At 48.8% G+C, this 2,598-nt stretch carries 3 protein-coding genes; all 3 read left to right on the top strand.

Going from position 1 to position 2,598, the window contains the following annotated elements; all coding sequences use genetic code 11:
- Nucleotides 1–183 precede the first annotated feature (183 nt).
- The 3 genes from RMO35_RS08680 (at nt 184) to cpcA (ending at nt 2,506) form a co-directional block, all read left to right on the top strand.
- Entirely contained in the window at nt 184–939 is a 756-nt protein-coding gene (locus RMO35_RS08680; protein WP_309740283.1) for a phycoerythrobilin:ferredoxin oxidoreductase, read from the top strand.
- A 399-nt stretch (nt 940–1,338) separates the two neighbouring features.
- Nucleotides 1,339–1,857 carry a phycocyanin subunit beta gene (locus RMO35_RS08675; protein ID WP_309740282.1) on the top strand — a complete coding sequence of 173 codons (519 nt, stop codon included), beginning with the start codon at nt 1,339–1,341 and terminating at the stop codon, nt 1,855–1,857.
- Nucleotides 1,858–2,017: 160 nt separating this feature from the next.
- Nucleotides 2,018–2,506: a phycocyanin subunit alpha gene (gene cpcA / locus RMO35_RS08670; protein ID WP_309740280.1), complete on the top strand. Its 489-nt coding sequence runs from the start codon at nt 2,018–2,020 to the stop codon at nt 2,504–2,506.
- Nucleotides 2,507–2,598 lie beyond the last annotated feature (92 nt).

Genomic DNA, 2,598 nt, shown 5'->3' with positions numbered 1-2,598 from the left:
CCGTGTATACGCAAGTCGGCTTGGCTTCGTTTCTAGAGCCAAATCCCCCAACCCCCTTAAAAAGGGGGCTTTAAAGTCCCCCTTTTTAAGGGGGATTTAGGGGGATTTACCCACCATAAGCGAAGCAATCAGACTTTTCAGACATCCTCTAAGCTCTACCCTCTACCCTCTACCCCCTAGAAAATGACACTCTACCAACCATTCCTCGACTACGGTATCGATTATCTCAAATCGCGGCTGGATCTTAGTGAGTATCCGATTCCGGCTGGATTCGATCGAAAAAGTGCGATGACTGGAAAGGGAGATAAACAAGCCGAAGTCCTCACAACTAGTTATGGCTTCCAGTCGCCCAAACTGCGGCAAATTCGGGCTGCACACGTCCAAGGTGGGCAATCGTTGCAAGTGCTCAATTTTGTGATTTTCCCGCATCTCAACTACGATTTACCCTTCTTTGGGGCGGATTTAGTAACCTTACCCGGTGGACATCTGATCGCGATCGATATGCAGCCGTTATTTTGGAACGAGCCAGCGTATCAAGAGCATTACACCACGCCGATTTTACCGATGTTTCACGAGTATCAGGCGCATCTGCCGTGGGGGGGTGATTTTCCGGAAGAAGCCCGCGCCTTTTTCTCGCCAGCATTCTTGTGGACGCGTCCGCAGGAGACTGAAGCCGTGGAGACGCACGTATTTGGAGCCTTCAAAGATTATCTCAAAGCCTATCTAGATTTTGTCGATCGCGCCGAACCGATTAGCGATCCGCACCGCTTGCAGGAAATCGAGCAAGCGCAACTGCGTTACGTTCGATACCGCTCCGAAAAAGATCCAGCACGCGGGATGTTGAAGCGGTTTTACGGTGAAGAGTGGACGGAAGAGTATATCCACGGCTTCTTATTCGACTTAGAGCGAAAATTACCCGCACATTCAGAAGCTCAGTAACTTTGAACCGCATGAATCGATCGATTATGAGAGCCGACGGGAGGAGTTAGGCACCAGCGGCAAGCTGGCTGGCGGCACGATCGCGATCGCATCCACAGCCGCGAGTGCCGTTTAAAAGTGGTGTAACTATGGTACCTAATTTTGGAGTTAGAAGCTTTACACAGTTAGATTATTAACGTTTGTGACAAAGATCGGTAGAAGCAAATAATAATACACAAAAAGTTGTATAAGTTTAAGGGATCGGTAGTCTCGATTACTAAACATCAGCTCGATCCAGCCAGCATAAATTGGCTATAATATGAGAGTTTTCGCAAATTTATTAAGCTATGTTAAGCGATCGCGAGACAGCCGCCGAAAGATTTGACACCAAAACTATTAAACGCATACAGGATTAAATATATGTTAGACGGATTCTCCAAGGTTGTCGCCCAAGCCGATGCACAAGGTCAATACCTCAGCACCGGACAATTAGACGCCCTGGCAGCAATGGTTGCCGACGGCAACAAACGGATGGATACGGTCAACCGGATTACCTCCAACTCCTCCACCATCGTTGCTAACGCCGCCAGAAGCTTATTTGCCGACCAGCCCAACCTGATCGCACCCGGTGGCAACGCTTACACCAGCCGTCGGATGGCAGCTTGCCTCCGCGACATGGAAATCATCTTGCGCTACGTCACTTACGCCATCTTCGCAGGTGACGCATCCGTCTTGGACGACCGTTGTTTGAACGGCTTACGCGAAACTTACCTGGCACTGGGTACCCCTGGTTCTTCAGTAGCAGCAGGCGTCCAAAAAATGAAAGCAGCAGCAGTCGAAATCGCCAGCAACACCAACGGCATCACCAACGGCGATTGTAGCGCGTTGATGTCCGAAGTCGCTAGCTACTTCGATCGCGCCGCAGCAGCAGTAGCTTAGTTGGTGGATAGTGAATAGTGGATAGTGGATAGTGAATGAGTAGTAGGGTGGGCAATGCCCACCACAAGGGTTATCACTACTAATCTCATCAACTATTCAACATCCTCACTCGCCATTTAGTCCGAAATTTGTCAACCATTTAACAGATAAAATTAGAGTCATGAAAACTCCTTTAACCGAAGCGGTATCCACTGCTGATTCCCAAGGTCGCTTTTTGAGCAGCACCGAATTTCAAGTAGCCTTCGGTCGTTTTCGTCAAGCAGCAGCTAGCTTAGCAGCAGCCAAAGGCTTAACTGCTAATGCTGAATCCTTAGCTAACGGTGCAGCGAATGCTGTTTACCAAAAATTCCCCTACACCACTACCATGCAAGGTCCTAACTTTGCGGCAACTGCTGTTGGTAAAGCTAAGTGCGTGCGGGACATTGGTTACTACCTCCGCATGGTAACTTATTGCCTAGTTGTCGGTGGTACTGGCCCGATGGATGACTACCTCTTAGGTGGTTTGGCGGAAATCAACAAGACTTTTGACTTGTCGCCAAGCTGGTACATCGAAGCGCTCAAGTACATCAAGTCCAACCACGGTTTGTCTGGTGATGCGGCTGTCGAGGCTAATTCTTACTTGGATTATGCGATTAACTCCTTGAGTTAGTCTCGTCTCCACCACCCGAAGTTATCTGCAACTGCCGAGCGATGTCGTTGGCAATGGTAAATAACTTCGGGGTATTTTTTTGGCAATTTTTT

The organism is Chamaesiphon sp. OTE_20_metabat_361 (genome assembly GCF_031364565.1).
Note: the sequence above shows the minus strand (reverse complement) of the source record. Positions and strands in the feature narration are given on the sequence as shown.